26 protein-coding genes and 1 tRNA gene are annotated in these 24306 nt (G+C 37.3%); 17 read left to right on the forward strand and 10 right to left on the reverse strand.

From position 1 onward, the window contains the following. Window positions 1-142: 142 nt before the first annotated feature. The 5 genes from H0W62_00920 (at window position 143) to H0W62_00940 (ending at window position 6814) form a co-directional block, all read left to right on the forward strand. Complete coding sequence (locus H0W62_00920) at window positions 143-3172, forward strand: SusC/RagA family TonB-linked outer membrane protein (GenBank protein ID MBA3647107.1); 3030 nt, start codon at window positions 143-145, stop codon at window positions 3170-3172. Between the two features lie 11 nt (window positions 3173-3183). Then, the gene (locus H0W62_00925) at window positions 3184-4758 is read left to right on the forward strand and encodes a RagB/SusD family nutrient uptake outer membrane protein (GenBank protein ID MBA3647108.1); all 1575 of its coding nucleotides are present in this window, start codon (window positions 3184-3186) and stop codon (window positions 4756-4758) included. Window positions 4759-4849: 91 nt separating this feature from the next. Continuing rightward, complete coding sequence (locus tag H0W62_00930; GenBank protein MBA3647109.1) at window positions 4850-6367, forward strand: alpha-amylase; 1518 nt, start codon at window positions 4850-4852, stop codon at window positions 6365-6367. 38 nt (window positions 6368-6405) lie between these two features. Further along, window positions 6406-6477, forward strand: a tRNA-Arg gene (locus H0W62_00935). A 178-nt stretch (window positions 6478-6655) separates the two neighbouring features. Then, the gene (locus tag H0W62_00940; protein ID MBA3647110.1) at window positions 6656-6814 is read left to right on the forward strand and encodes a lmo0937 family membrane protein; all 159 of its coding nucleotides are present in this window, start codon (window positions 6656-6658) and stop codon (window positions 6812-6814) included. 91 nt (window positions 6815-6905) lie between these two features. Here the strand turns inward: H0W62_00940 and H0W62_00945 are convergent, their stop codons facing one another. The 6 genes from H0W62_00945 to H0W62_00970 form a co-directional block, all read right to left on the reverse strand. Continuing rightward, the gene (locus tag H0W62_00945) at window positions 6906-8327 is read right to left on the reverse strand and encodes a sigma-54-dependent Fis family transcriptional regulator (GenBank protein ID MBA3647111.1); all 1422 of its coding nucleotides are present in this window, start codon (window positions 8325-8327) and stop codon (window positions 6906-6908) included. A gap of 202 nt (window positions 8328-8529) precedes the next feature. Further along, the gene (locus H0W62_00950) at window positions 8530-9639 is read right to left on the reverse strand and encodes a response regulator (GenBank protein MBA3647112.1); all 1110 of its coding nucleotides are present in this window, start codon (window positions 9637-9639) and stop codon (window positions 8530-8532) included. Window positions 9640-9673: 34 nt separating this feature from the next. After that, window positions 9674-11530 (reverse strand): CHASE3 domain-containing protein, encoded by a 1857-nt coding sequence (locus tag H0W62_00955; protein MBA3647113.1) that lies wholly within the window; start codon window positions 11528-11530, stop codon window positions 9674-9676. A gap of 178 nt (window positions 11531-11708) precedes the next feature. Next, complete coding sequence (locus H0W62_00960; protein MBA3647114.1) at window positions 11709-12098, reverse strand: hypothetical protein; 390 nt, start codon at window positions 12096-12098, stop codon at window positions 11709-11711. A 56-nt stretch (window positions 12099-12154) separates the two neighbouring features. Then, window positions 12155-12553: a hypothetical protein gene (locus H0W62_00965; GenBank protein MBA3647115.1), complete on the reverse strand. Its 399-nt coding sequence runs from the start codon at window positions 12551-12553 to the stop codon at window positions 12155-12157. Between the two features lie 167 nt (window positions 12554-12720). After that, window positions 12721-13077, reverse strand: coding sequence for a hypothetical protein (locus H0W62_00970; GenBank protein MBA3647116.1), 357 nt, complete (start codon window positions 13075-13077; stop codon window positions 12721-12723). 295 nt (window positions 13078-13372) lie between these two features. Here H0W62_00970 and H0W62_00975 point away from each other — a divergent pair, with 295 nt between their 5' ends. The 6 genes from H0W62_00975 (at window position 13373) to H0W62_01000 (ending at window position 16755) form a co-directional block, all read left to right on the forward strand. Further along, window positions 13373-13633: a YtxH domain-containing protein gene (locus tag H0W62_00975; GenBank protein ID MBA3647117.1), complete on the forward strand. Its 261-nt coding sequence runs from the start codon at window positions 13373-13375 to the stop codon at window positions 13631-13633. A gap of 59 nt (window positions 13634-13692) precedes the next feature. Then, complete coding sequence (locus tag H0W62_00980; protein MBA3647118.1) at window positions 13693-14013, forward strand: phage holin family protein; 321 nt, start codon at window positions 13693-13695, stop codon at window positions 14011-14013. 4 nt (window positions 14014-14017) lie between these two features. Then, a complete protein-coding gene (locus tag H0W62_00985; protein ID MBA3647119.1) occupies window positions 14018-14362 on the forward strand; it encodes a hypothetical protein in 345 nt (114 codons plus the stop codon). A gap of 378 nt (window positions 14363-14740) precedes the next feature. Next, window positions 14741-15472: an AI-2E family transporter gene (locus H0W62_00990; protein MBA3647120.1), complete on the forward strand. Its 732-nt coding sequence runs from the start codon at window positions 14741-14743 to the stop codon at window positions 15470-15472. 180 nt (window positions 15473-15652) lie between these two features. Continuing rightward, the gene (locus H0W62_00995) at window positions 15653-16111 is read left to right on the forward strand and encodes a PA2169 family four-helix-bundle protein (GenBank protein MBA3647121.1); all 459 of its coding nucleotides are present in this window, start codon (window positions 15653-15655) and stop codon (window positions 16109-16111) included. 53 nt (window positions 16112-16164) lie between these two features. Beyond that, window positions 16165-16755 (forward strand): DUF4142 domain-containing protein, encoded by a 591-nt coding sequence (locus H0W62_01000; GenBank protein ID MBA3647122.1) that lies wholly within the window; start codon window positions 16165-16167, stop codon window positions 16753-16755. A 160-nt stretch (window positions 16756-16915) separates the two neighbouring features. Here the strand turns inward: H0W62_01000 and H0W62_01005 are convergent, their stop codons facing one another. Both H0W62_01005 and H0W62_01010 read right to left on the reverse strand, forming a co-directional pair. After that, the gene (locus H0W62_01005; protein MBA3647123.1) at window positions 16916-17074 is read right to left on the reverse strand and encodes a lmo0937 family membrane protein; all 159 of its coding nucleotides are present in this window, start codon (window positions 17072-17074) and stop codon (window positions 16916-16918) included. 64 nt (window positions 17075-17138) lie between these two features. Beyond that, a complete protein-coding gene (locus H0W62_01010; protein MBA3647124.1) occupies window positions 17139-17585 on the reverse strand; it encodes a DUF421 domain-containing protein in 447 nt (148 codons plus the stop codon). 185 nt (window positions 17586-17770) lie between these two features. Here H0W62_01010 and H0W62_01015 point away from each other — a divergent pair, with 185 nt between their 5' ends. The 6 genes from H0W62_01015 to H0W62_01040 all read left to right on the forward strand — a co-directional run bounded on the left by H0W62_01015 (window position 17771) and on the right by H0W62_01040 (window position 22540). Continuing rightward, a complete protein-coding gene (locus H0W62_01015; GenBank protein MBA3647125.1) occupies window positions 17771-18637 on the forward strand; it encodes an SDR family oxidoreductase in 867 nt (288 codons plus the stop codon). Window positions 18638-18646: 9 nt separating this feature from the next. Further along, window positions 18647-19738 carry a DNA topoisomerase IB gene (locus H0W62_01020; GenBank protein MBA3647126.1) on the forward strand — a complete coding sequence of 364 codons (1092 nt, stop codon included), beginning with the start codon at window positions 18647-18649 and terminating at the stop codon, window positions 19736-19738. A gap of 5 nt (window positions 19739-19743) precedes the next feature. Then, on the forward strand, window positions 19744-20517 hold the full coding sequence (locus tag H0W62_01025) for a Ku protein (protein MBA3647127.1): 774 nt from the start codon (window positions 19744-19746) through the stop codon (window positions 20515-20517). Then, window positions 20514-21110, forward strand: a complete 597-nt coding sequence (locus H0W62_01030; protein MBA3647128.1) for a 3'-phosphoesterase — start codon at window positions 20514-20516, stop codon at window positions 21108-21110. Before H0W62_01025 ends, H0W62_01030 begins: the two co-directional genes overlap by 4 nt. Before the next feature lie 122 nt (window positions 21111-21232). Continuing rightward, window positions 21233-21400: a hypothetical protein gene (locus H0W62_01035; protein MBA3647129.1), complete on the forward strand. Its 168-nt coding sequence runs from the start codon at window positions 21233-21235 to the stop codon at window positions 21398-21400. 249 nt (window positions 21401-21649) lie between these two features. Continuing rightward, a complete protein-coding gene (locus tag H0W62_01040) occupies window positions 21650-22540 on the forward strand; it encodes a lysophospholipid acyltransferase family protein (protein MBA3647130.1) in 891 nt (296 codons plus the stop codon). Window positions 22541-22544: 4 nt separating this feature from the next. Here the strand turns inward: H0W62_01040 and H0W62_01045 are convergent, their stop codons facing one another. Together H0W62_01045 and H0W62_01050 are read right to left on the reverse strand one after the other, a co-directional pair. After that, window positions 22545-23246, reverse strand: a complete 702-nt coding sequence (locus H0W62_01045; GenBank protein MBA3647131.1) for a response regulator transcription factor — start codon at window positions 23244-23246, stop codon at window positions 22545-22547. Window positions 23247-23311: 65 nt separating this feature from the next. Then, window positions 23312-24298 carry a GHKL domain-containing protein gene (locus H0W62_01050; GenBank protein MBA3647132.1) on the reverse strand — a complete coding sequence of 329 codons (987 nt, stop codon included), beginning with the start codon at window positions 24296-24298 and terminating at the stop codon, window positions 23312-23314. Between the last annotated feature and the right edge of the window lie 8 nt (window positions 24299-24306).

The raw sequence follows: 24306 nt of genomic DNA on the forward strand, positions 1-24306 counted from the left end.
ATCATTTTAAATGGATATCCTATGACATCATAGAAATATAAAATATAAGTGTTTATTTATTATTTACCATTCAAAATCAATAGTGATATTTTTCTTATAATTGATGTTCAAAATAAATTTAAAAATCTAATACTCTTTCAGCATGGAACATAAATTTTACACAAGATTTATTCCCTTACTGTTAATCATTTTTTTGTCATTGTTTAATCCTGCATTTGCACAATACGCAAGTATCAGCGGGAAAGTAATAGATGAAAAGGGATCCTCTGTATCGTTTGCCACGGTTCAATTGGAAGGCACTCAATACGGTTCAAATACAGATGATGCTGGGAACTATGAACTCAACAGTGTACCACCCGGCAGCTACACACTTAAAATAACTTATGTTGGATATGCCGATTATACGCAACCTTTAACAGTAGGGAACAGCAGGCAAGCCATCAATATTACCATGAAAGCTGATTATCTTTCACTAAATGAGGTGGTAGTGGTTGGCTATGGAACCAGGCAGGTGAGAGACCTTACCGGTTCAGTCGCATCTGTATCATCCACAGATTTTCAAAAAGGAAATGTTTCTACGCCTGAGCAATTAATACTGGGTAAGGTGCCAGGTATAGAAATTACTTCCACCGGAGGTGCACCTGGTGCGGCTAACAGGATACGCATTCGCGGAGGAGCTTCTTTAAATGCAAGCAATGATCCATTGATTGTTATCGATGGTGTACCTGTAGACAATACCACAAAATCTGATGGCACCTCCTCTATATCGGGTTCGGCAAATCCCTTAAACCTGATTAACCCGAATGAGATTGAAAATATTACAGTCTTGAAAGATGCTTCTGCAGCTGCAATTTACGGATCCAGAGCAGCCAATGGTGTTATCATTATTACTACAAAAAAAGGTGCTTCGAACTCCCGGTTTGGCATTCAATTTAACTCCAATAGCTCTGTATCTCATTGGACCAATCTGGTACCCGTTTTCTCCGCTGAGGAGTTGCGTAATCTTATCAATGCAGGCGGTAACGAAAAACAAATATCCTTTCTAGGAGATGCATCTACCAATTGGCAGAAAGAGATCTACCGGACAGGTTTCAGTGCGGATAACAATCTCACGTTTACCGGAGGCATAAAATTTTTGCCTTATCGACTTACAGCAGGCTTCCTGCATAATGAGGGTATTTTACAAAGGTCTCAATTGGAGCGAACAAGCGTTTCGCTTAATCTGAGTCCTTCCTTTTTACAGGACCATTTAAAAATTGAATTGAACTCTAAATTTGGTTACACCAGCAATTTCTTTACTGACCAGGGTGCTATAGGCTCAGCCATTACATTCAACCCAACTGAGCCGGTCTATTCAGGAAATAACTTTTACGGCGGATACTTCGAATGGCTCGATCCAGTCACTTTACAGCCGAATGTGCTTGCACCTAAAAACCCGGTAGGGTTAATTTATCAAAAAGATGACAAAAGCAATGTTTACCGTTTTATAGGCAATTTAAATGTTAACTATAAATTTCATTTTTTACCGGAGCTTAAGGCAAACCTAAACCTGGGTACTGATTTATCCCGCAGCAATGGAACCGTATTAGTTCCTGATTCTGCAGCTTCATCTTTTTACAGCCACGGTTCAAGCACCAGGTATAAACAGGAAAAGGACAACAAGCTGTTGGAGTTTTATTTAAACTATGCGAAAGATTTAAAAAGCATCTACAGCAACATTGACTTTACTGCAGGATATTCATACCAGGATTTTATAACCAGCAACCCTTCTTATGCATCTCTTAATGCTTTGGGTGATACCGTTACTCCAGCTGGAATACCCTTTAAGACTCAGAATACCCTAATCTCATTCTATGGCAGGCTGAATTATACGTTATTGGACCGATACTTATTAACTCTAACCCTGCGCGATGATGGTTCATCTCGTTTTAGTCCTTCTAACCGTTGGGGTCTGTTTCCTTCCGCGGCACTGGCCTGGAGAATAAGTGATGAATCTTTCTTCAAAAACTCAGCAGTGCTTTCAAATTTAAAATTACGGCTGGGTTATGGTGTTACCGGGCAGCAGGATATTTTTGTTGACTACCCTTATATTGCGAATTATCAGCAGGGTACCAGCACGGCCCAATATCAATTTGGAGATCAGTTTTATTATGTGTTACGCCCCGATGGCTTTGACGCAAATATTAAATGGGAGCAAACAGTAACCTATAATGCGGGACTGGATTTTGGATTTGGGAAAGGGAGAATAAACGGAAGCGTGGATTTGTACGATAAGCGTACATCAGATCTTTTAGCAATAATTCCTATTCCGGCCGGTACTAACTTCACCAATAACATCTTAACAAATGTGGGCAACTTAAAGAATAGGGGAGTAGAGGTTGCTCTGAACTTTGTTCCATCAGATTCAAGGAATTTTACCTGGGAAATTGGCGGTAATGCTACCTTTAATAAAAATGAGATTACAAAGCTTACAAAGGTTAAGGATTCCACAGATATTGGAATTCTTGTTGGAGGAATATCAGGTACAGGAATAGGAAACACAATACAAATTCAATCGGTTGGATATGCCATTAATACATTTTACGTCTACAGACAGAAATATAATGCGGATGGAACCCCGGTAATTCCTACAGGTAATGCCGCTACTGATACCCTGGCCTTTGTAGATAAGAATCACGATGGAAAAATAACGCCTGATGACAGGTTCCAATTAAAGAATCCGGAACCAAAAGTTTATCTGGGATTTTATTCCAACTTTAATTACAAAAACTGGAGCGCAGGCATTCAGCTACGGGCTGAACTGGGAAATTATGTCTACAACAATGTAAATTCTACCAATGGAGATTCGGCAAACTTTGATGTGTCAAAAAATTATTTAAACAATGTGGTCGAAAATTACAACGAAACACATTTCAGAAAGGCCTTAATATCTCAAATTGAGTCGGACTATTATCTCGAAAAAGCTTCTTTCCTCAGATGCGATAACATCAATTTAGGCTATGAATTCAGAAACATAGTGAAGAACGGCTCTTTAAGAATCTCAGCTATTGTTCAGAATGTATTTGTAATTTCGAAATATTCAGGTCTTGATCCTGAAGCATCTGGTGGTATTGATAATAATATTTACCCGCGCCCCCGAATTTTTTCTCTTAACTTTCTTCTTAACCTTTAAAAATTCAGGATATGAAACTAATTTTTTCAAAAGGTTTTATCTTTTTTTCAATAGCTGTATTTTCTTTTACATCCTGTACAAAGGATTTAAACCGCGAGCCTTTTTACGGTTTAAATACGGCCACTGTTTATGACGATCCTGCAAACTACATTCATGTACTGGCAAAGTGCTATGCAGGGTTAGCAATCTCAGGTGACCAGGGTCCGGCGGGAAAGCCTGATATCCTGGGAATTGATGAAGGGTTTTCACAATATTTGAGAGTTCTTTATAACCTGCAGGAATTGCCTACCGATGAAGCAGTATGCGCCTGGAACGATCCCGGGATACCTGAGTTGCATAATATGAGCTGGAACTCAGATAATCCTTTTACAAAAGCAATGTATTATCGCATATACTTTCAGATTCCTCTTTGTAATGAATTGATTAGACAATCGGACCCTGCTACACTTAAGAGCCGTAGTTTTTCAGAGACTGATATTAGTGCGATATCACTTTACCATTCAGAAGCACGCTTCCTTAGAGCATTGAGTTATTATCACGCCATGGATTTATTTGGGAACGTTCCTTTTATAACGGAAGAAGATCAGCCGGGTGCATTTTTCCCCAAACAAATTTTGAGAGCCGATCTTTTTAAATATATAGAAAGTGAATTGAAAGATATAGAAGAGACATTGGCAGATCCTATGCAAAATGCATATGGGCGTGCTGATAAAGCTGCTGCATGGTCACTTCTTGCCAGGCTGTATCTGAATGCAGAAGTATACACCGGTCAGGCCAGGTATGCAGATTGTATAACCTATTGCAATAAGGTTATCAACGCAGGTTACACCCTGGAACCTAAATATCAAAACCTTTTCCTGGCTGATAATAACCTCTCCCGCGAGATTATTTTCCCGATTACTTTTGACGGATTAAATACACAGACTTATGGAGGTACCACCTTTTTAGTTCATGCTCCTGTAGGTGGAAAAATGGACCCTAAAGCCTTTGGCATAAATGGAGGATGGGGAGGGTATCGCACTACCAGTGCTTTTGTAGCTCAATTTCCGGATACCCTGGATCAGCGCAATACCTTTTTTACAAACGGTCAAACTTTAGAAATAAACAGCATATCTGCCTTCACAGACGGCTATGCAATTGCGAAGTGGAAAAATGTGACTTCAACGGGAGTACCGGGCTCCGATCCTACAGGAAATTATGTAGATACTAATTTTCCATTATTCAGGCTGGCAGATATTTATTTAATGTATGCGGAATCAGTTGCACGGGGTGGAGGAGGTGATATGGCCACTGCAATAAATTTGGTAAACCAGCTGCGGGAACGTGCGTATGGAGATGCCACACATGATGTTGCTTCTATTGACCCGCTTTTCATTTTAGATGAACGTGCAAGAGAATTATATTGGGAAGCAACACGCCGGACTGATTTAATACGGTTTGGGCGCTTTACAGGTGGCACTTATATATGGCCATGGAAGGGCGGTGTTAAAGAAGGAACATCTGTACCCGATTATCTGAGTCTTTTCCCATTACCTGCTGCAGATATAATAGCCAACAACAACCTGCAGCAAAACTTCGGTTATTAATAAATACAATGATTAGAAAAAACATAGGAAACCGGCATGTTGCCGGTTTTTTTTATCTTAATGGTTAACGATTTACTTATTTTCTACGAAAATGAGAACTGTTTTATTGCTGCTACTTTGTCTTTTTATGTGGTTTAAAAAATCCGTTGCACAACCCACTCTAAACACCTCCGATATATTTTATGAGATCTTTGTTCGTTCGTTTTATGATTCAAATGGCGACGGAATTGGAGACCTGAATGGAATCACTAAAAAACTTGATTACCTGGCTGAGCTGGGCATCACCGGGATCTGGATTACTCCGGTTAACCCCTCACCATCCTACCATAAATACGATGTTACAAATTACTATGACATAGATCCGGAATATGGAACGCTGAGCGATTTTAAAAACTTTATAATTCAGGCCCACCGCCGGAATATTAAGGTAGTGATGGATTTAGTCTTAAATCATACAAGCGTAAAGCATCCATGGTTTTTAGCTTCCGGTAAAAATGATCCACTTTATAAGGATTATTATATATGGTCTTCCGATACAGGAATCACTTCAAAACCAAATTGGTTTATAGCACCGCAGGATTCACCTATTTTGGGAACGAAACAGGAAAAATATTTTGGATTTTTTTCCAGGGGAATGCCTGATTTGAATTTTGACAATCCCAAAGTGCGAGATGAATTAATTAAAGTGGGGGAATGGTGGCTTACGAATACCGGCATTGATGGATTTCGTTTAGATGCGGCCCAACACATTTACGAATCTGAAAAGCCTGCAAAAAATAATGAATGGTGGCTGCAATTCACCGATTCATTAAAGAAGATAAAACCAGATGTAATCACCATCGGTGAAATATGGAACAGGAAATCTCTAGTCGCGACCTATTTAAAGCCTCTTACAGGTGCATTTAATTTTGAGTGCTCCTGGAACATTTTGCGAAGTCTTATAATGGAAAAAAATGATTCTCTTATTGAAAACCTTTTAGAGACCTATAAGATCTATTCAAAATATTCTAATACCTACATGGATCCGGTATTTCTCAGCAATCATGATAATAATCGTGTCCAAAGCGATTTAAAAGATAATATTGAAAAAGCTAAACTGGCTGCTGCCATCTATCTTACATTGCCTGGAACTCCCTTTATTTATTATGGTGAAGAATTAGGCATGCGCGGAAGGAAACCCGATGAGCTTATTCGGGAACCATTTCTATGGGATGATCAAAACCAAGATCCCGGCGAAACCGCATGGGAGACACCGGTATATTCTATACCTGATAATGTAAAACCTCTGACCAGTCAGCGCGATGATGCTTCGTCAATGTACAATCACTATAAAAAGTTGCTTGACCTGAGAAAAAAGATAAATGCATTAAGTTCCTCGTCATTAAAAAATATAACTACTGATTCTGCAAAATTTTTAATTTATTACCGAGGCCAAAACAAAGACCAGGTGATAATTATTCATAATTTATCTTCGTCTGTATTAACACTTTCCCTTTCGGAGCTCTCTCATTATCCCCTGCTTTTATATCAGTCAAAACAGATTAAAAATAAATCGTCTGCCAGGCTTACCTTATTTCCTTATTCAACCGTAATACTGGGTCAGAAATAATTTGGATATTTTTGCGGCTATTTGCCAGTGTTCATGAAGGCTCCTTAGTTCAATGGATAGAATGTGAGTTTCCGGAACTCAAGATATAGGTTCGATTCCTATAGGAGCTACTTAGTTAGAAGATTATATAGTATCCACTTATTTTTAAGGCGACTGCTTTCCACAGATTGTGGTGAATATTTCTCAAAACACTGACAGCGCTATCAATGCACCTATCTTGTTTTTGGCATACTATTGCCAGATTCAGATTTCTGTTTAATTATTTTTTTCATACTAAACCGAACGATCATGAATAGTCTTCTTTATGTCATCGCAGTGATTTTAATCATTGGATGGGTAATTGGTTTTTTTGCATACAGTGCAGGATATTTAATTCACATCCTGCTGGTTTTAGCTGTAATAGCAATCCTGATCAATGTTATTCGCGGAAGAAATCCGGTTGATTGATTAAAGTTTAGACACTTCCTCATATTATTTAATATTCATAATGAGCAGGAGTAAATTCTGCTCATTATTTTAGTATGCCTGCTAACAGCATTTAGCTTTTAAGAAGATTAAATTCGCGCAGTTTATTGTATAAAGTTTTACGGTCAATATTTAATATTTCCGCAGCCTTGGTTTTATTATAGTTTACCTGTTTAAGGATTTTCTTTATGGTTTGATATTCGGCTTCCCTGGCTGCTGATTTCAATGAAGTTTTGTCTGTTATAATATGGTCGCTTTCTCCTTCAGGAATTAGGGTATTTACATTCTTGAGCGCGATCTCAAAAGGAAGGCTTTTTATATGGACCATCCCGCTGCCTGTAAGCAAAACCGCACGGCGAACCATATTACGCAATTCTCTTAGATTCCCTGGCCACGAATAATTCAGAAATATTTCTTTTACTTCATCATCAAATCCTTCAATATTTTTTCCCAATTCTCTGTTGGCCTTCCGCAGGAAAAAATGCGCAAAATCCATAATGTCTTTTTTTCTTAAACGAAGGGGAGGCAAATCGATGCTGAATTCATTGAAGCGATGATAAAGATCTTCCCGGAATTTTCCTTTTTTAAAGGCTTCCTGAAGGTTTTCATTGGATGCGATTATAATACGAATGTCTACTTCAATTTCTTTTATACCTCCGATCCGTTTGATCCTTCTTTCCTGCATTACGCGCAGCAGAGTGGCCTGAACATCATAAGGCAAATTGGCAACCTCATCAAGAAAAAGAGTCCCTTTATTAGCCAATTCAAAATGCCCGGCCTTACTCATAATAGCCCCGGTAAAAGATCCCTTTTCATGGCCAAATAGTTCACTACCGGCTAATTCTTTTGTAAGGGTTCCGCAGTCCATTGCAATAAAGGGATGCGAACCTCTGCTGCTCATGGTATGAATCATTCTTGCCAGAACCTCTTTACCGGTTCCGCTTTCTCCGTAGAGAATTACACTATAATTGGTTGGGGCCACCAATTCAATCTGCTTGTAAATAGCATTGGATTCAGGGCTGGAGCTTTTTAAATATTCTTCATCAAGGACTACAATACCGTCTGTCTTTTCTTTCTTTTCTTCTTTAGCACCTGTGAGAATGGTTCCGTTCTTTTTTTCAATATCTTCCGAAGGCCTGATTTCCAGAGCCTTTTTTACCAGGTTCAATACTTCCTCCGGAATTAAAGGTTTTGTGATATAATCAAAAGCCCCTAGTTTCATTACATCTACTGCAATTTTTATGTCGGAATATCCGGTAATAATAATAACTGGTACGGCAGGTCGTATTTCTTTAATCTTTTCCAATATTTGTCTTCCGTCCATATCTCCTAATCTGAAATCACTTAAAACCACATCGTAGGGCTGGAGGGTCAATTTTTCTATTCCTGTTGCACCGCGCTGAGCAGTTTCAACCTGATAGCTATTTTTAGTAAGAAAACGGCTTAATAACAAGCAGATTTCCACGTCATCATCTATAATCAGAATTGAATTCATGATCGGCAAAATAACTTTAAAAATTATAAATAGACGTTTTGAAAAAAACTACAGTGTATAGATCTGTATAAGCTGCTGCACATAAATTAATTTATGTTAATTATTAATAACCATTCAGGCGATGTAATTGCAGCAATGACTTCATTTAACACAAAATAATGGTTTTTGTTAAACGACTGAAAGCTTGTTTACAAAAAGCTGGTTAAAGCTTGTGAGGACTAAATTCTATAGTAATAATAAAAGACGTTCCTTTTTGTGAACGGCTCTCAACGTTAATGGTTCCTTTGTGATTATAAATAATAGTTTGTGTGGTTGTAAGTCCCAGGCCCATTCCACCTTCCTTGTTAGTAAAGTAAGGTTCAAAAATCATATTTAACTGCTCTGAATCTATGCCTTTACCATTATCCTTTATAATTACTTCACATTTTCCGTCTTTTGGCCTTGTGGTGACTGTGATAATTCCCTTATCTTTTTCCACAGCTTCAACAGCATTTAGAATTATATTCAGAAATGCAATTTCAATTTTTTCCTTGTCAATATATACATCACAGATTTCGGGAGAAAACCTTTTAATAATCTTTACCCCTTTCAATTCAATACGGTCAGAAGCAAGGTCTAAAGCCTGTTCCACTATTTTATTAATCGATATATCTTCGAATTTAAGCTCTGAAAATTTAGTGGATTCAAGCAAATTGGTGATAAGATGATTGATACGATCGCAATTTCTTTCCGCAATATTGAACAGGAGAGAAATAGATTCATTAGCTTCTTTAATTTCATCGCGTAGCTGGTACAATGCTAACTTTACATTTGTTAATGGATTTCTTACTTCATGGGCAATTACCAGGGCAATACGACCTGTAATTGCAAATTTTTCTATTTCTCTCAGATTTTTTTCCTGATCAATAAGCTGTTGCTGTGTCTTCAGCTTATTAATTGAATAGCGTATACTTCTTTCAATAAGGTTCGAATCAATTTTTCCTTTTATCAGGTAATCTGAAGCTCCGGCTTTCATAGCTTCTATATCTACTCTTGAATCACCCTGCCCTGTAAAAAGAATAATAGGCAGATTAGGATTATAATCGTGAATGTATTTAAGCAAATCAAGCCCCGTATAAATTCCCAGGCGGTAATCAATAATACATATATCGTAACTGGAGAGAGGTGAGGAAATTTTCTCTATTGCTTTTTCATAGGAAGGTGCCCAATCAATAGCGTAGTGCTGTTCCGTAATTTCATTTAAAAGATCTTGCAGTAAAATTAATTCATCCTCATCATCATCCACAAACAAGATCCTGATTACATCATTCATAATATTACTATAAATCAGGCTGCAGGCGCTTTACTTACCCGTTAAGGTCGCTTGTTTCTTCCATATGGCTAATGGCTTCAGAAGAAACTAAATGGTGAAGGGGAAGAGTAATAATAAATACCGCACCCTCGCCGGGCTTACCCTCTGCAACGATGGTGCCGTGATGAAGTGATACAATTTTTTTACATATGGCTAATCCTATGCCGGTACCTTCATATTCACTTCTGCCATGAAGCCGCTGAAATAGCTGAAAGATTTTTTGAGCATATTGATTATTAAATCCAATACCATTATCCTCCACATAAATACGGCAACTGGAGTCATTATTTAATTGATCTTTAGTAATTATATTGCCGGTTATGCTTTTCAGGTATTCTGACCGGATAAGTACTTTTACCAACCGGTTCGGGCTACTGAATTTAATTGCATTGATAATAAGATTTTGAAATAACTGACGCATTTGAGTTTCTATGGCATCCAGTACAGGCAAAGATTCCAGGGTTATGGTAGCTTGTTTTTGCTGGATAATTACTTCTAAGTCAGATAGGATCTGAGGCAGTAAAACATTCAGATTAATTTCTTTTAATTCAGCTTCTTCTTTTCCAGATCGGGAATAGGTAAGCAAGTCATTAATAAGAGTCCGCATCCGGTCTGCGGCAATGCTGATCCTGTCCATATAGCTTATTGATTCTTCATTTAAGGAAGACAGTGCCTTGCTGCGGAGCCGATCTATAAAAGCTAAAATTTTTCTTAAGGGTTCCTGCAGGTCGTGTGAAGCCACATAAGCAAACTGTTCCAATTCCTTATTATTCCTGCGCAGCGCATTCATTGAATTTTCCAGATCATTCTTCATCTTTTTAGATTCGGTAATATTTGTAATAGTAATTGTAAAGCCATCACCCAGCTTAGCACCGATTATGTGATACCATTTTTTTCTTTTTTCTGATTGGGAGCTGTGCTCGATATTGATAGGAACTCCCGTCTCGACCACATTTACATATTTGTCAAATAATCCATCTTTCAAATTTTCAGGATAGAGCTGCAACATTGTTTTACCTTCCAAAGCGCGGGGTAAGGAGGGTAATAAGTCATAAGATGTTTTATTGGCCTGTAGCAGACGAAAATCAATTATTTTACCGGTATGGTTACGGAGAGATTGAAAGGATTGAATACCACTTGGGGAGGCATCAAGAACACTTTTAAGCAATTCTTCCAGCGCCGCTCTTTTATTTAATTCTGAAATTATTGTAACCAAAGCAACCAGTAATATAGATAACACCATTATCGTAAATATAATTATGGTAATGCGTGTTTGATGAGTTGCTGCTTCCTGTTCTTTATTCCGCTGTTTCATCAATACATTTTCTTCCTTTTCAGCGCTGTCTATTATTGCTCCCATTTGGTCAAGCAATCTTTGACTTTGATATATTATAGCATAACTTTCTTTTGATGATGCTTGTGAAGTTTCCTGATCCAGAGATTGGGAAAAAGCATTCACTCTTTTTTGTATATCCTTTTTTAACGTATCCAGTAAAAGCAGTTGCCTGGGATTATCGCTTACTATGGTATCTAATTGCTTCACCCGGTGCTCCATAGAGTCCCGTGAAGCCTTAAATGCACTCATAAAGCTAGTATCGCCCGTGATCAGGAATCCCCTGTAATTTGTTTCAGCATCAATCAGGTTCGATCTGAGTATTTCAAAATTTCGTAGAGCCAAGTGTGTATGCTGAACCATTTTTTCATTAGCCTCCATTTTATTAAAGCTATCCCAGCTAAGGAAGATGATTACATTTATTACTGTCAGCACAAATAAAAAAGCAATCAAAACCCTGCGGATAAGACTATACTTGTCTTTTGTGAGATCAGCAAATAAAGTCTTATAGATAGCCATTAATAAAATAAGTAATTAAAAATCTCAAAATACCGCTTCCTGTGAAGTAAAAAATTATTCTGATTGATTATTAAATAATCAATTGAGAAATTCAGAATAAATGTAAAAAGGAGGCGATAGGGGTATTAAGGTTGGGAGAGGAGAGTTGATAAATGCCTCTGAATTGATTAAATCAAATTTAGCTATTCACATCAGGCACTTGCGGACTATTGGTGTTATTTTCTCCAGCGAATTTAGGATTTGTGTTCTTCATAATTTCTTCTACGCGTGCCATAAATTTCATAATCTTATTATCACCGTAAGCCCCATAAGCATCTGATACCATGCCTTTAACGCCATCTCTGGTTTCTAAGGCATAAAGAATTGAGTTATCAGCCGGATCACTTTCTCCTTCAAAGCGGTAAAAATCCGTTATTTTAACTTCCTCAGGTGTATAATACTTTTCGGAATTTAAAGCACGCAAACCGTACTCATTGATCATAAAATTTTCAGTAAAGCCCTGTATATGTAATTTATTCATACACGAAGCCATTGAACGCATTTCCGTTTTTTCTATTTCAGAATCCATAATGTGATTTTTGGAAAAGGCATCTCCTAAGCTACGAAAGGAGATGCCTTTAAAAATTATATAATGGTTGAGCCAGAGCTTGAATTACCTTCCGTATCATCTTGGTTGCTATCATCATCATCATCCTCTTCTTCTTCAATATCCTCTTCTTCAGTGTCTGTATCATCTTCACGTGTTTCATTGTATATAGAATTCCTGCTTTCATTTCCTATACCGGGATTTTCTTTCCGTGAACCGGTGTTTTTATCTTCAGGATCTCCCATAGTGGATTTATTATCTGCAGTAACATCATTTTGTTTTTCACGGGTGGGATCATTTTGTTTTTCTTTTGTGAAATCATTATCACGTTCCTTCTTTATTGGCTGTTCCGTATAGGAAGACTGTTGACTATTTTCCTGTTGGTTTGTACCTTGTTGACTTTGGGAATTCGTCTTTGAATCATTATTTTGGTTCATATTTTTAGATTTAGGTTAAGATTATTAATGAAGAGAAATATCGTGCCTCCTTTATTGTATTCTGATTACAGGAAAGTTAGAAAAAAATCCATCCTATATTGAAAGGACGGGGAAATGTTTTCCTCACCAATGGGAAAAGCATTACCGGACTAAGATCAAATAAAGCATTACTTATTTATTATCAGCATATCCTGAATGTCGTATGCTTCATTGGTTACAATTAAATCTAATCCTTTAATATGCCTTATGAACTCATCCCATACAATATTGAGCTTAAATTTTCTAACCGGAAGTTTATCTTTGGGATAATTGGATTGTTCCTGCTTTAATTTATCAATCGCAAATAAAGTAAGAATTAATTTTCCTTTTTGCACAAATACCTTTAATGCCATAGCTTCATATCTGTCCGGATTATAGTTAGCCAGCTTTGAAGCAAACATATTGAAATCATGGTTCAACAGATCGAGCGAACCAACACCTGTAAGGTCATGTTCTTTAGTTTCGATTGGCTGCCTTTTCTTCATATTATAATTTATTTAGGGTTTTGCAAACACAGAACCACACAATATGTTAATATTTCAATTTGAAATATTTTACTGATTACTGCTAATAATTTATATGGCATGTAAAAATAAACTCAAGTTGGGAAAATTTTTCCCTTTATTTATTTTAACAAGATAAATTGATAAATACGAAAGTATATTTAATACCGATACAGTCAATATGCGTGTAATCAGAATAAATGGGAAATCTGAATTTCATTTCTGGCAAGACTTTTACATAAGGTATTGACTAACTTTAATCTAAAACCACTTAACTATGAAGAATTCAAATGCATTGGCAGGAATACTCATCGGCATGATTGCCGGCGCTGCCATAGGGATTTTATTTGCACCCGATAAAGGTACAGAAACAAGACGGAGAATAACACGCAAAGGAGGAGATTTAGCAGAGACTTTAAAAGACAGGTTTAGTAACCTGGTTGACAGTGTTATGAATAAGTACGATGATATGCGGGATGATTTTGAAGATGAGGCAGAAGATGCCGGATCTAATATGTCTTCACCCATGAACGGATAGACTACGGATCTGCTTGATTAAGAAAAAGGTTCCGGTGACTTCCATAGAAAACAACCAACATGCAATCAATAATAAATAAGACAGGTGATTATATTGAAACCCGGATAGAATTACTGCGGCTAAAAACTGTGAGTAAATCTTCTGAAGTGGCTTCCATGATTTTGGCGAATGCTGTTATACTTATCCTGGCGATGCTATTCCTTTTAACTTTTAACATAGGAATTGCCTTTTGGATCGGTGATCTTTTAGGTAAGTATGCTTACGGGTTCCTTATAGTTGCTGCATTTTATGGAGTGGCCGGATTTCTTTTTTATATATTTCGAAACCAGTGGATAAAAGAACCAGTCAACAATTTCATTATTCGTAAATTTTTAGAATAATTCAATGGATACAATTACATCTCCCTCAAAAGAGCTTAAGGATAAGATTCTGGAGTTTGAACAGAAGAGAACTGTTCAGGAGAATGAATTAAAAGAGGAGATTCATTCATTTATTGAAAACCTGCGCCCTTCCAAAATCATTAAGAACGCAGTAAATCATATTATTCACCCAGGTAATTCAGAAACAAGCATTATTCCTGCCTTTGCTCAGCGGGGAGCAAATTTTGTAACTCAGAAATTATTTCGTGGTGCACCCCAGGGTAAGTTTTTTAAAATGGCAGGAGCGGTATTAAAATTTGCCGTCGCTAATGGAATAAAAAGAAAGTTAAGTTCCATACTCAGAAAATAATATCCTTCTCTATATTGCACACAAATTCGCTATTTTAAGTAAGTGATTGAACCTCACGAATAGACTTCCCGAAGATGTATGCTTTATAACGAGAATCAGCGAAAGCTGATAATATTGGGTATTATTATTATACTGGGTATTTTCCTGTTAATATCCCTTCAGGATTTCTTTACCGCATTTTTAGGTTCTATAATATTTTACACCCTGTTTATAAGAGTTTTCGTTTTCCTTACGAAAAAAAAAAGAATTGGAACCGGTCCCTGGCAGCTATCGTAATTATTGTCCTTACTTTTTTTATACTCTTGCTGCCTTTCTTTTCCATCTCCTGGATGTTGCTTCAAAAGATAATTCAGTTTAAAAATAACCCTGAGGTAATCAATGCAACCATTGCCCGTCTTGATACTTATTATGGGTTCTCATTTCAACCAGCCCGATCTCGTTCCTAATACCCTGGATAAGCTTCAGGACTGGCTTGTGGGAGCATTCCCCATTGCGATTATAAGATTGATTGGAATTTTTTTAAGGGTTTTGGTAATGTATTTCGTACTGTTCTTTTTGTTTATTCATCATGAAAATTTCGAAGAAACGTTATTGAAATACGTCCCCTTTCCTGAAAAAAATGCTGTTCTGCTTTCTGATGAATTAAAGAATATAACCTTCGCAAGTGTAGTCGGTCATGGTATGATTGCATGTACGCAGGGTTTATTATTGGGTATTGGATTTCTGATATTTGGAATTTCAAACCCTCTGTTTTGGGGAGTAATTGCAATGCTTCTTGCATTCATTCCATTAGTAGGGCCCCCGGCAATTTTTATACCTGCAGGATTGGTAATTATTTCATTAGGCAACGTATTTAGCGGGATTGGTATTATTATCTACGGGCTTATAGTAGTTGGAGTTATCGAGTATTTTATACGTTTTTTTATTTCTCAGAAATTAGGAAAAATTCATCCATTAATAACAGTAGCCGGTTTAATTATTGGCCTGCCTCTTTTCGGTATCATTGGATTGGTTATAGGTCCTTTGCTCGTATCTTATTTTTTTCTTTTTATAACTCTATATGAATCCGATTATGTAAAAAAAATTACAATTAGAAGAAAACCAAGGTAACTGAGGAGATAATGCTTTACTGAACATAGTTTTAATTCTAATGTCCTTTGACATAGTCTGGACTTTAGGGTATTTTTTTCTACACATTGCTAAAGTTCTCTACAAATTGGTTGATGCTTTAAATATTCATTCTTTGAAACAAATCGGTATGATTTTGTCATCATACATAAAAAAATATATATGGACGAAATAGAAAAAACCGTTGCCGCACTAAACGATCTTATCAGGATCAATAATGACCGTGTAGATGGATATGAGAAGGCTGCTGCTGAGGCTACCACACAGGATATTGATCTTAAAACCTTATTCAATCGTTTTGCTGCAGAAAGTAGAAAATATGCCAACGAGCTTAAGACTCAGGTGATTGATATGGGAGGCGAAACGGCTAAAGGAACAACTGGTTCCGGAAAAATTTATCGGGTATGGATGGATGTAAAAGCTACCTTTACGGGAAAAGACAGACATTCTATCCTGAGTTCCTGCGAATTTGGTGAAGATGCTGCTCAAAGGGCATATGATCTGGCTCTTTCATCAGATGCGGACCTGGAAGCGGGAGTTCGGAAAATAATTGTTTCTCAAAAGGAATCTTTAAAAGCAGCACATGATGCAATTAAAAATTTAAGAGACATCAATAAATAAAACATCAGGAATACTAACTAAAAACAAAATTTTTAACCTAAACCAATCGTGTTATGAAAAGTGCGTTTAAAATGCTAAACCTTTATGTTTTTCTTTTCGCCGGCTTACTTTCTTTTACATCATGTCAAAATACTATGAAGAAAGATGAGAGTAAGGATATGGCAGAAGATCAGAACAAGGATAAATTCGATAAAAATAATGAGAAGAATGCCCAGTTAATGGTTGACCTTGTTTCCAATCAGTACTATGAGATCCATTTGGCGCAGTATGCTCAGCAAAAATCTACTAATTCGGAAATTAAAAGCCTTGCAACGATGATGGTAGATGATCATACGGCAATGCTTAACCAGCTTAAATCATTGGCGGCTCAAAAAACAATCAGTATTCCTAATGAGGATTCCACGGATGTAAATAATAAAACTCATGACTGGAATAATGATAAACCTAACGATTTTAATAAGGCCTGGACTAATGAAATGATTGATAACCATAAAGATGCTGTCAATAAAATGCAAGGTGCAATTGACGATAACGATACTGATATTGATCTTAAGAATATACTCACTAATGGAATAACTAAAGTGCGAATGCATTTAGATAGCTTGAATGTATGCCATGATAAGTTGGATAAGATGAAGTCCTAAGGGTTTTTTAAATTGATTAATAATGAAAAGGCGCGGAAACATTCCGTGCCTTTATTTTTTACAAACTATTGATTTATAAAGATAATAATTTTGGGAATCAGCTTAATTAGCAAAAATGTGTGATCAGTTAGTATCTAAAAAGAACAGTCAGGGATGAAGACTAATTTTTTTCCGGACCACGAATCATCTTGATCAGGATAGATATTAATCCTAATCCCAATAAAAGATGGATTATTGCACCAACGTGGTAAATAAAAAATCCAATTGCCCAGCCAGCCAGCAGAATTATTGCGATTAAATAAAGATATCCACCTCTCATATACAACCTTTCAAAAGAAGATTAAAAAAACATGCCATTAATTATCGGTGAACGTTTTATGGTATTAAGTTCCCTTTTTTTCATTCTTTACCACGCTTATCTCACCACAGCTCTCATGGTAAATTTCCTTTATCTCATTTAAAGACTGGACATTACCTTGTAATCGCAATCCTTCCATCAGATCATTTTTACTAAGTACCCCTCGTTCCATTTCTTTCCATATAATTTCATTCTCTTTATATAGAAGGCGGGACTCACCTTTGAATATTTTTTCTACTAACTTATTCTTGATGCTTAACCATGCACACAGGCGATGGAGAAGAACTAAAATAAAACTAGACACCACTACAGACCAAAAAGGAGAAGCGCCTACTACGCCACGTGCTAATACAGCGCCCAGCATAATGGTAATCATGCTCAATGAAAGAAAAAACATCACAACCATCCTCAAGCTCATTTGTAAAGGAGTGAGATGCTCTCCTTCACCAAATAAATCTGTTATATCTGCCATGATTTATGTTATTATGAATTATCACTTTGAAAGTTCGTGCCAATGTTACCAAATTCTTAATCGTAAGATTAAAATATTGCGAGTTTTTTATAACCAATCAGTACTGATTCTGTTATCTTTAGATTAGACATCTTATTTCGAAAATATAGGTACGAATTTCTCTTAGTTTAGACAGAATAATAATTATGCAAAAATCTAATCCTAAGAAACAGATCCGAAAACCTCAGCAACAGGATCGACCCGGAAAGGAAACAGAAATGGAACCAGTGCCTGATTTTGATAATAAGGGTTATCAGGCAAGCGGAAAGTTAAAGGGCAAAGTGGCGTTGATTACCGGAGGAGACAGTGGCATTGGTCGTGCAGTCGCTATTCTCTTTGCTAAAGAAGGAGCTTCGGTTGCTATCGGTTACTTTAATGAACATGAAGATGCCGCGATTACAAAGAAAAAAGTGGATGAGTATGGTCAGAATTGCATTCTGATAGCCGGGGATCTTAGCCGGGAAAGTTTATGTAAAAAAGCAGTGGCTTTAACAATAAAGAAATTTGGAAAGCTTGATATTCTTATAAATAACGCAGGTATGCATTATCCCGCAGAAGATATTAAGGACATTACTTCTAACCAATTAATGAAAACTTTTTCTACCAATTTTTTTTCAATGGTTTGGATTACCCAGGCTGCTCTTGAAAGCATGCAAAAGGGCGGTGTAATTATTAATACTGCATCGGTAACAGCGTATCGCGGCAGCTCAAATTTGATAGATTACTCGGCTACTAAAGGAGCAATTGTTTCGTTTACCAGGAGCCTTTCCGCAAATTTGATTGAAAAGGGAATTCGTGTAAATGGCGTTGCGCCGGGTCCTGTTTGGACTCCCTTAATTGTTTCAAGTTTCGATGAAAAAAAAGTAGCTACTTTCGGAAGCGATGTTCCAATGAAACGTGCCGGTGAACCTGTTGAAATTGCACCTTGTTACTTGTTTCTTGCCTCCAGTGATTCATCGTATATGACGGGTCAATTTCTTCATCCGAATGGAGGTGAAATTGTAAATGGATAAATTAAAAATATGGCGATAATATTGGGTGACGATATCCAGCTTGATAAGCGAACTATTAAATCGGCAATAAAAGACGTAACGAAGAGTGCCACAGCAGTGCACCTGATTTATGTCAGTGACCAGCGTTCTGGTTATAAGCGCATACGGAATGGCAAAATTTTTTATTATATAGATGGAGAAAAAAAGGTGAACGAAGCGGACTTGTTAGACCGCTTTAAGAAGCTGGTAATTCCTCCGGCCTGGGATGATGTATGGATCTGTAAGCTTCCCAATGGCCATTTACAAGCCACTGGAGTTGATGTTAAAAAGAGAAAACAATATCGTTATCATCCGTTATGGGGCATGGTCCGGAATCACACCAAATTTTACCGGTTGCTGGATTTTGGAAAACAGTTGCCTTCTATTCGGTTAAAGCTGGAAAAGGACTTATCCCTGCCGGGTTATCCCCAGGAGAAAGTGCTCGCTGCTATTGTGAGCCTTCTGGAGCGCACTAATATTCGTATTGGAAACGCTTTTTATGAAAAGCTCTATGGATCGTTCGGCTTAACAACGCTTAAAAATAAGCATGTTGCTGTTAATGGCTCTCAACTGCAATTCATCTTTAAAGGGAAGAAAGGCGTAAAGCATAACATATCTTTAAAAAGTAAAAAGCTTGCAAAAATTGTGAAGGGATGCCAGGATATTCCAGGCAAGGAGCTCTTTGAATTTTATGATGGTCAGGGCAAAGTGCACGACATTGACTCGGGCATGGTGAATGACTATATACGTACCATCTCAGGTGGTGATTTTACGGCGAAAGACTTTCGAACGTGGGCAGGTACCGTACATGCATTGATTGCATTTAAAGAATTAGGAGCGTATGAAACGGTTCATGATATGAAACAAAAAATCCCCGCTGCACTTGATATGGTGGCAAAGCAACTTGGGAATACCAGAACAGTTTGTAAAAAATATTATGTGCATCCCATAATTGTTCAGCTTTATGAAGGAAAAAAGTTAGATAAGTATATTAATGAACTAAATTTGATTGAAGAAAACGATAATAAAACAGGGATAACTTCTGAAGAAAAAATTTTGATGAAAATTCTTGAAACAAACTAACAGCTATGAGATCTATCTGGACCGGCGCCATTGGATTTGGCCTTGTTAACATCCCTGTAAAACTTTACAGTGCTACTCAAAACAGCGAGCTGGATCTTGATATGCTCGACAAGAAAGACGAGTCGAATATCCGTTTTCAACGGGTAAATGCAACTACCGGAAAAGTGGTGCCGTATGAGAACATTGTACGTGCCTATAAATATAACGATCGCTATGTAATTCTTAACTCTGAGGATTTTGAAAGTGCTAATGCAAAAAAATCGAAAGTAATAGAGATCGAGGATTTTGTGCAGGAAGATGAAATAGATAGTACCTACTATGAAACGCCTTATTATCTGGAACCAGACAAGTCTGGTGTAAGGGCTTATGCTTTGCTTCGTGAAGCCCTCAAAAAATCTGGCAAAGTAGGCATTGCCACTTTTGTGTTAAGAAGTAAAGAGCATCTCGCTATTCTGAAACCAAGCGCTAATGTGATTGTGCTTAACAGAATTCGTTTTTTTGAGGAAATCAGAGATGAATCAGAATTAAATCTGCCTGGTAAGGATGAAGTAAAACCGAAAGAGCTGGAAATGGCAATGTCGCTTATTGGTCAGCTATCATCCAAATTTGATATTGAAAAATATAAAGATACGTATACCGAGCAGCTGATGAAAGTAATCAAAGCTAAGGCAAAAGGTGCTAAGATTGTGGCTCCGAAATTAGAGGTAGTGCATCGAACCGGGGACCTCATGAGCCAATTAAAAGAGAGCTTATCCAGCGGTAAAAAGAAAGCATCATGAGTCTTGCGAGCTACAAGCAGAAAAGAAACTTTAATCAGACTTCCGAACCGGAAGGAAAAATAGTTTCCTCAAAAAAAAAACTAGCATTTGTAATCCAGCGCCATAAAGCTACCCGTCTTCACTATGATTTTCGCCTTGAAATGGATGGTGTATTAAAGAGCTGGGCTGTTCCCCGGGGCCCTTCTATGAATCCTGCAGATAAAAGGCTGGCCATGATGGTTGAAGACCATCCTTACGATTACCGGACTTTTGAAGGAACTATTCCGGCGGGAAATTACGGCGCCGGCATTGTAGAAATTTGGGATCAGGGAACCTATACTCCGGTAGATGAAAAACATAATCTAATTACTGAGAAAGCCATATTACAGAATCTTGAAAAGGGAAATATAAAATTCAGTATCCAGGGAAAAAAATTGAAAGGAGAATGGGCCCTTGTAAAAATGAAAACAGCAGAAAATAACTCCTGGCTGTTGATTAAACATAAGGATGAATACGCAACGAGTGAACCGTATGATAGTGAAAAGCTAACGCCAGCATCTTCCCTTATTAATAAAGAATTAAAAAAGGTAGTATCAGCAAAGACTAAGGAATAATGCATCGATGAAATACTTCAGAATGGCTGAAAATCAAATACCATTATGAGCAGGAGGCCATCATTATAGGATTTACCACTCCAAAGGGTGGAAGAAAATATTTCGGATCGCTGTTATTAGGTGTGTATAATGCTGGAAAGCTAATATATGTTGGCCACGCCGGAACAGGGTTCAATGATAAGAGTCTTAAAGAACTGTTTGAAAAAATGAAACCATTAACCACTGAAAGATCTCCATTAACTACCCGGGTTTCTTCCAACGGACCTGTAACGTGGGAAAGCCTGTATTAGTCAGTAATATCAAATTCTCAGAATGGACTCAGGATTGTCAAATGCGCCATCCTGTATTTTTGGGATTGCAAAAAGATAAAAGTGCAAAAGAGGTTGTAAAAGAAATATAAGAAGGTAATGTTCAGGATTTGCATCCAATGAAAGTTATTCATTTCGCAAACGTTGCTTTGAAAGCTAAGTTTAGTATTAATCTTTTATTTATAAAGATTAATCACTTTTGTTAATAGCGCTCTTGTTTAATTTTACAAAATGCAGGTTGTAGCTTATTATCTCGCTTTGCCATTCATTTATTTGATATCCATTCTTCCTTTTCCGGTTCTTTATCTGTTTTCTGATCTGTTATTTACCGTCATTTATCATATTATTGGATATAGAACAGCAGTAGTTTACCAAAACCTACGAAATGCTTTTCCTTCTAAAAGTGAGCAGGAAATAACGACTATTGCAAGGGAATTTTATCAGCATTTTTGTGATCTTTTGATGGAATCCATTAAGTCATTAACGATCTCGAAAAAAGAGATAATAAACCGGTGTCAATTTGCTCCCGGGTCTATGGCTGTATTTAATAATTTCTTTTCAGAAGGTGTAAATGTAATTGCTTTGATGGGCCACTACGGTAATTGGGAATGGGCTGGGTTAAGCATGAGTAGTCAGTCTCCCTATCAATTGAATGTAGTATATCGCCCTTTGACTAATCACAACTTCGATAAATTAATCTATAATCTACGGAGCAGGTTTGGGGCAAGACCACTGCCAATGAATTCCGCCATTCGGAAAATGCTTAGCAATAAAAGCACATTGTCAACTACTGTTTTTATTGCCGATCAAACTCCACCAAGGGAAACAGAGCTGTGGATGAAGTTTTTAAATCAGGATACGCCTGTTTTTCAGGGTGCTGAATTAATTGCGGCTAAGCTTAAATATCCGGCAGTCTATGCGGGGGTTAAGAAAATAAAGCGCGGCTATTATTATATATATATTGAAACACTGGATAACCATCCTGAACAACTACCAAAGGCGGCCCTTACGCAACTTTTTAATCAGCGGTTGGAGAAAGATATTATAGAAAAGCCCGCTACCTGGCTCTGGAGCCACCGAAGATGGAAGCATAAGCGAAATGTTCCGGTTTCAACATTATAGATTATTAACGATCAGTAAATTTATATCCCACACCTCTTATAGAATGAAAATATTTTGGTTTGCGGGAATCAGGTTCAAAGTATTTCCGAAAGGTTAATATAAAATTATCAATGGTTCGGGTGGAGGGAAAAACATCATAGCCCCACACTGTTTGCAAAATTTGTTTTCTCGATACTACTTCATTTTTCCGTTCTACTAATAATTTCAGCAGCGCAGTTTCGCGCTTGGTGAGGCGAATTTCTTTTTGATCTTTTCCTTTGGCAGTAAAAGTGGAAAAGTTAATCTCATTGTCGCTGAAGTGAAAGGTGGAACTATCTTTTTCCATTTCAGTTCCTTTAAAGCTGTGCCGGATTAATACCCGTGCACGAAAGAGCAGTTCTTCAAGGTTAAATGGTTTGGTCAGGTAGTCATCAGCCCCAACTTTGAACCCGTTAATTTTATCTTCACTGGTATCTTTGGCTGTTAAAAATAAAATGGGCATTTCACTGTTTGTAACCCTGATTGTCTGGCAAACCTGATAACCATCCAACTCCGGCAACATAATATCCAGAATCACCAAATTGAATCGCTGTTGAGAAAATTTTTTAAGCGCAAGCGGACCCGTATTGGCTTCTTCCACTTCATATCCCTCCAGCTCCAGGTTCATCTTTATAACATCAAGGAGATTTTCCTCATCTTCTACGAGCAGCACACGTGGTTGTAGCATAAATTGATTGTTCTTATGAATAAATTATTATACGCATTAATTTTTTAGCAGCAGTTAGTTTACAATTATAATGCTTTTGGAAGTGATACCTCGAATACTGATCCATTAGGCTGATTATCCTTTACACTAACTTTTCCCTGATGAAGTGCCAGAATACGGTCAACTATGTATAAACCTAATCCCGTACCTCGTGCTTTACGCGTCTCCTCATGACCAACCCGGTAAAATTTCTGAAAAATTTTTTTCTTTTCACTATCCGGAATCCCAAAACCATTATCAGCAACTGTTAACTGGGCCCGGTTATTCTCTTCTGAAAGTGAAACCCGGATAAGGTTTCCTTCAGGAGAGTACTTTACAGCATTCTCCACCAGGTTGGTGACTACACTGGTTAATCCCATTCTATCTCCAAGCACCATTACGTCAGGGAGGATGTTAGTTTCAAAAACCCTGCGTTGCGAAATTGCTTCTTTGGTTTTCTCCACTACTGATTTCGTAATATCACTTAGGTCACAGGCATCTTTTCCCATTTCAAAAGTATGGTCTTCAATTTTTGTAGCAAGCAGTAAATTTTCTACCAGACCCTGCAAGCGGTCCATATCCTGAACAGAATTATTTAATAGAATCTCATATTTTTCTTTTGCCAGGTTAGGATGCTTCAATAAAGTTTGTAAGGCTACTTTGGAAGAAGCAATTGGAGATCTGAGCTCATGAGTAATGGATAACAAAAAGTTCTTTTGTTGTCGGTTCACACGCACTTCATGTCTGAGGCTTTTAGTAGTCTTCCAGGTTACAATAAGAAGGATAATCAGAAATACAGAACCTTCTCCAAAAATCATTATAATCTTCCGATGCTGATCCTGATTAATGCTTGCAAGCTCCGTTTGATGGTTGCTGTTAGGGCGCGCAATAAATTTTTCATTTAACTCCGTTAATTCTTTTTTTTCGTTATATGCCTGGCTTGTGATTCGGGCCAATAGAATAATCCACCAGCCAAATGCAACGAATATATATCCGACAAGGAGGTAAAAAATTAATAAGGGACGTCGGTTCATGGCGAGAG

It is taken from the genome of Chitinophagales bacterium, assembly GCA_013816805.1.
In the GTDB taxonomy this organism is placed as follows: Bacteria; Bacteroidota; Bacteroidia; order Chitinophagales; family UBA10324; genus MGR-bin340.

What these genes read in the sequence shown, in the direction of transcription:
- H0W62_00920 (MBA3647107.1), top strand. Translation starts at nt 143, where the DNA reads ATGGAACATAAATTTTACACAAGATTTATTCCCTTACTGTTAATCATT.
- H0W62_00925 (MBA3647108.1), top strand. Translation starts at nt 3,184, where the DNA reads ATGAAACTAATTTTTTCAAAAGGTTTTATCTTTTTTTCAATAGCTGTA.
- H0W62_00930 (MBA3647109.1), top strand. Translation starts at nt 4,850, where the DNA reads ATGAGAACTGTTTTATTGCTGCTACTTTGTCTTTTTATGTGGTTTAAA.
- H0W62_00940 (MBA3647110.1), top strand. Translation starts at nt 6,656, where the DNA reads ATGAATAGTCTTCTTTATGTCATCGCAGTGATTTTAATCATTGGATGG.
- H0W62_00945 (MBA3647111.1), bottom strand. Translation starts at nt 8,327, where the DNA reads ATGAATTCAATTCTGATTATAGATGATGACGTGGAAATCTGCTTGTTA.
- H0W62_00950 (MBA3647112.1), bottom strand. Translation starts at nt 9,639, where the DNA reads ATGAATGATGTAATCAGGATCTTGTTTGTGGATGATGATGAGGATGAA.
- H0W62_00955 (MBA3647113.1), bottom strand. Translation starts at nt 11,530, where the DNA reads ATGGCTATCTATAAGACTTTATTTGCTGATCTCACAAAAGACAAGTAT.
- H0W62_00960 (MBA3647114.1), bottom strand. Translation starts at nt 12,098, where the DNA reads ATGGATTCTGAAATAGAAAAAACGGAAATGCGTTCAATGGCTTCGTGT.
- H0W62_00965 (MBA3647115.1), bottom strand. Translation starts at nt 12,553, where the DNA reads ATGAACCAAAATAATGATTCAAAGACGAATTCCCAAAGTCAACAAGGT.
- H0W62_00970 (MBA3647116.1), bottom strand. Translation starts at nt 13,077, where the DNA reads ATGAAGAAAAGGCAGCCAATCGAAACTAAAGAACATGACCTTACAGGT.
- H0W62_00975 (MBA3647117.1), top strand. Translation starts at nt 13,373, where the DNA reads ATGAAGAATTCAAATGCATTGGCAGGAATACTCATCGGCATGATTGCC.
- H0W62_00980 (MBA3647118.1), top strand. Translation starts at nt 13,693, where the DNA reads ATGCAATCAATAATAAATAAGACAGGTGATTATATTGAAACCCGGATA.
- H0W62_00985 (MBA3647119.1), top strand. Translation starts at nt 14,018, where the DNA reads ATGGATACAATTACATCTCCCTCAAAAGAGCTTAAGGATAAGATTCTG.
- H0W62_00990 (MBA3647120.1), top strand. Translation starts at nt 14,741, where the DNA reads ATGCAACCATTGCCCGTCTTGATACTTATTATGGGTTCTCATTTCAAC.
- H0W62_00995 (MBA3647121.1), top strand. Translation starts at nt 15,653, where the DNA reads ATGGACGAAATAGAAAAAACCGTTGCCGCACTAAACGATCTTATCAGG.
- H0W62_01000 (MBA3647122.1), top strand. Translation starts at nt 16,165, where the DNA reads ATGAAAAGTGCGTTTAAAATGCTAAACCTTTATGTTTTTCTTTTCGCC.
- H0W62_01005 (MBA3647123.1), bottom strand. Translation starts at nt 17,074, where the DNA reads ATGAGAGGTGGATATCTTTATTTAATCGCAATAATTCTGCTGGCTGGC.
- H0W62_01010 (MBA3647124.1), bottom strand. Translation starts at nt 17,585, where the DNA reads ATGGCAGATATAACAGATTTATTTGGTGAAGGAGAGCATCTCACTCCT.
- H0W62_01015 (MBA3647125.1), top strand. Translation starts at nt 17,771, where the DNA reads ATGCAAAAATCTAATCCTAAGAAACAGATCCGAAAACCTCAGCAACAG.
- H0W62_01020 (MBA3647126.1), top strand. Translation starts at nt 18,647, where the DNA reads ATGGCGATAATATTGGGTGACGATATCCAGCTTGATAAGCGAACTATT.
- H0W62_01025 (MBA3647127.1), top strand. Translation starts at nt 19,744, where the DNA reads ATGAGATCTATCTGGACCGGCGCCATTGGATTTGGCCTTGTTAACATC.
- H0W62_01030 (MBA3647128.1), top strand. Translation starts at nt 20,514, where the DNA reads ATGAGTCTTGCGAGCTACAAGCAGAAAAGAAACTTTAATCAGACTTCC.
- H0W62_01040 (MBA3647130.1), top strand. Translation starts at nt 21,650, where the DNA reads ATGCAGGTTGTAGCTTATTATCTCGCTTTGCCATTCATTTATTTGATA.
- H0W62_01045 (MBA3647131.1), bottom strand. Translation starts at nt 23,246, where the DNA reads ATGCTACAACCACGTGTGCTGCTCGTAGAAGATGAGGAAAATCTCCTT.
- H0W62_01050 (MBA3647132.1), bottom strand. Translation starts at nt 24,298, where the DNA reads ATGAACCGACGTCCCTTATTAATTTTTTACCTCCTTGTCGGATATATA.